Raw genomic sequence first — 2,606 nt, forward strand, 5'->3', positions numbered from 1 at the left:
CCGCGCGGGACAACGGAGCGAGCACGGCCGCGGCGTCACGCGCCCGGACCGCGGTCTCGCGGACATCCTCCGCAAGGCTGTTCATGACCAGTTCCTCCCGACCTGACGGCTCGTCCGACACGCCACCCCAGCGGGCCGGAAACGGCGCGATCATGTTCCCGCGCCACCGGAGGACCGCGTGTGCGGGGCGGCGGACCGACGGCTGCGCGATCATGCCCGCGCCGCCGGAGGCCCACGTTGCCGCAGGTCGCGGAGGGTCGGGGCGGCACAACGATGTTCCCGCGCCCGGGCCCCACCGGCTCCGGGGCTCCCGTCGGCTCGGCGGCGCCGGCTCGGGAGCCCGCGAGCCGGCCCGGGACGTCCGGACGGCCCACATTTCCGTGGCACTACGAGGTTACCGGCGTGGAGGTTACCGGCGTGTCAGGGCAGCCTCGAGGATGCCTCCCCCGAGCCGGCGGCGACGCGGTCACGGTTTCCGTGGCGGGACGGGCACGCACGCAAACCGTACCCGCGTGCGGAGGCGCCGGCGGCGCGTCCTACCGTGCTGACATGCTCGTGCTGCACACATCCGACTGGCACTTCGGGCGTACCCTCCACCGGTTCGACCTGCTGGCGGCGCAGGCCGCCTTCGTCGACCATCTCGTCGAGGTCGTCCGGGCCGAACGCGTCGACCTCGTCGTGGTCAGCGGGGACGTCCACGACCGGGCCATCCCGCCGGTCGCGGCGATGCGGCTGTTCGACGAGGCGCTGTCCCGGGTGCGGGACGCCGGCGCGCACGTGGTGGTGATCAGCGGCAACCACGACGCCGGCGCCCGTCTCGGCGACAAGGCCGGGCTGCTCGACCCCCGGGTGCGCATCAGGACGGACGTGTCCGCCATCGCCACCCCCGTCACCGTCGAGGACGGGCACGGGCCCGTCCACGTCTACCCGCTCCCCTACCTGGAGCCGGCGGCGGTGGTCGACGCCCTGCCGGCGCTTCCCGCCCCGGGCGGCTACGACGGGCCCCACCCCGGCGGCACGAGTGCGGCAATAGACAACAGAGACACAACGGACGCGAAAAGCGATGGCCCGGTGGCGTCCAATGACACAACGGGCACGAATAGTGACACTGTGACTTCGAGCAGGGATGATCCGGTCGTAACCGGTGGTAGCAGGGCGCTGTCGCACGCCGCGACGCTGGGCCGGGCCATGCGGGCCGTGCACGCCGACCGGGCCCGGCGCGGCGGCCGCAGCATCGTCTGCGCCCACACCTGGGTCAGCGGCGGCCAGGGCAGTGACAGCGAACGCGACATCAGCGTCGGCGGGCTCGCGGCCGTCCCGGCGAAGCTCTTCGACGGGGTCACCTACACCGCGCTCGGGCACCTGCACCGGCCACAGGCGCTGGACGAGGGCCTGCGCTACAGCGGCTCGCCGCTGCCCTACTCGTTCTCCGAGGCGGGCGACGTCAAGTCGTCGCTGCTGGTGGAGATCGACGCGGACGGCCTGTGCGGGCTGGAGGAGATCCCGGTCCCCGTGTACCGCGGCCTCGCCCGGCTGCGCGGCCGGCTCGCGGAGCTGATGGCCACCGCCGACTACGAACGGCACACCGCCGACTTCGTCTCGGTGGTGCTCACCGACCCGGTCCGCCCGCTGGACGCGATGGCGGCCCTGCAACGCCGCTTCCCCTTCGCTCTCACCCTCAGTCACGAGCCCGCGCTCGACGCCACCGGCGACGAGCTCACCTACGGCCGGCGCGTCCACGGGCGTCCCGATCTCGCGGTGGCCGAGGCGTTCGTCGCCCATGTGCGCTCCGAATCGAGCGAGCGTGAACGGGCCCTGTTACAGGCGGCGTTGGACGACGCCCGCCGGGCCGAGGACGCGGCCTGATGCGCCCGCACCGGCTGGAACTCACCGCCTTCGGAGCCTTCCCGGGGAAGGTCGAGCTGGATTTCGACCGGCTGGGGGCCGGCGGCCTGGTACTGCTGTGCGGCGAGACCGGCGGCGGGAAGACCACGCTGCTCGACGCGCTCGGCTTCGCACTCTACGGGGTCGTCCCGGGGCTGCGGGCCCGCGCGAAGGACCTGCGCTCCCACCATGCCGAGGCGGACGCCCAGCCACAGGTCCGGCTGGAGTTCAGCGTGTCCGGGCAGCGCTACCAGATCACCCGTACAGCCGGCTGGGACAGGCCCCGGCGCGGCGGCGAGGGCAGCTCCCGGGTGAACCCGACCGCCCTGCTCAGGCGCCGGACCGACACCGGCTGGGAGGCTGTCGCCCAGCGCAACGAGGACGTCGGGCTCGAGATCGGCCGGCTGCTCGGGATGACCGCCGAGCAGTTCTTCCAAGTGATCATGCTGCCGCAGGGGCGTTTCGCCGACTTCCTCCAGGCCGACCACGACACGCGGGAACGGCTGCTCAAGCGCCTGTTCGCCGTCAGCCGGTTCGAGCACGCCGAACAGTGGCTCGCCGACCAGGCCAAGATCGCGGGCGAGCGGCTGGCCGCCGCGCGCGGCGACCTCGCCCGGGTGGCGGCCCGGGCCGCCGAGGCCGCCTCAGCCACCGAACCGGACGATCTCGAGGCCGACGCCGACTGGGCCGCCGGGCTCGCCGCGGCCGCGGACGCCGCCGCC

Annotated in this window: 2 protein-coding genes; both read left to right on the forward strand. The window is 73.9% G+C overall.

Annotation, left to right across the window (positions count from 1 at the left end):
- Positions 1-549 precede the first annotated feature (549 nt).
- Positions 550-1,866, forward strand: a complete 1,317-nt coding sequence (locus tag NBW84_RS15485) for an exonuclease SbcCD subunit D (protein WP_250285449.1) — start codon at positions 550-552, stop codon at positions 1,864-1,866.
- Positions 1,866-2,606 (forward strand): AAA family ATPase (locus NBW84_RS15490; RefSeq protein WP_250285450.1); only part of this gene is annotated, 741 nt, incomplete at its 3' end. The genes NBW84_RS15485 and NBW84_RS15490, both read left to right, overlap by 1 nt.

Origin of the sequence: Protofrankia sp. CiP1_Cm_nod2 (assembly GCF_920664355.1) — a bacterium.
Taxonomy (GTDB): domain Bacteria; phylum Actinomycetota; class Actinomycetes; order Frankiales; family Frankiaceae; genus Protofrankia.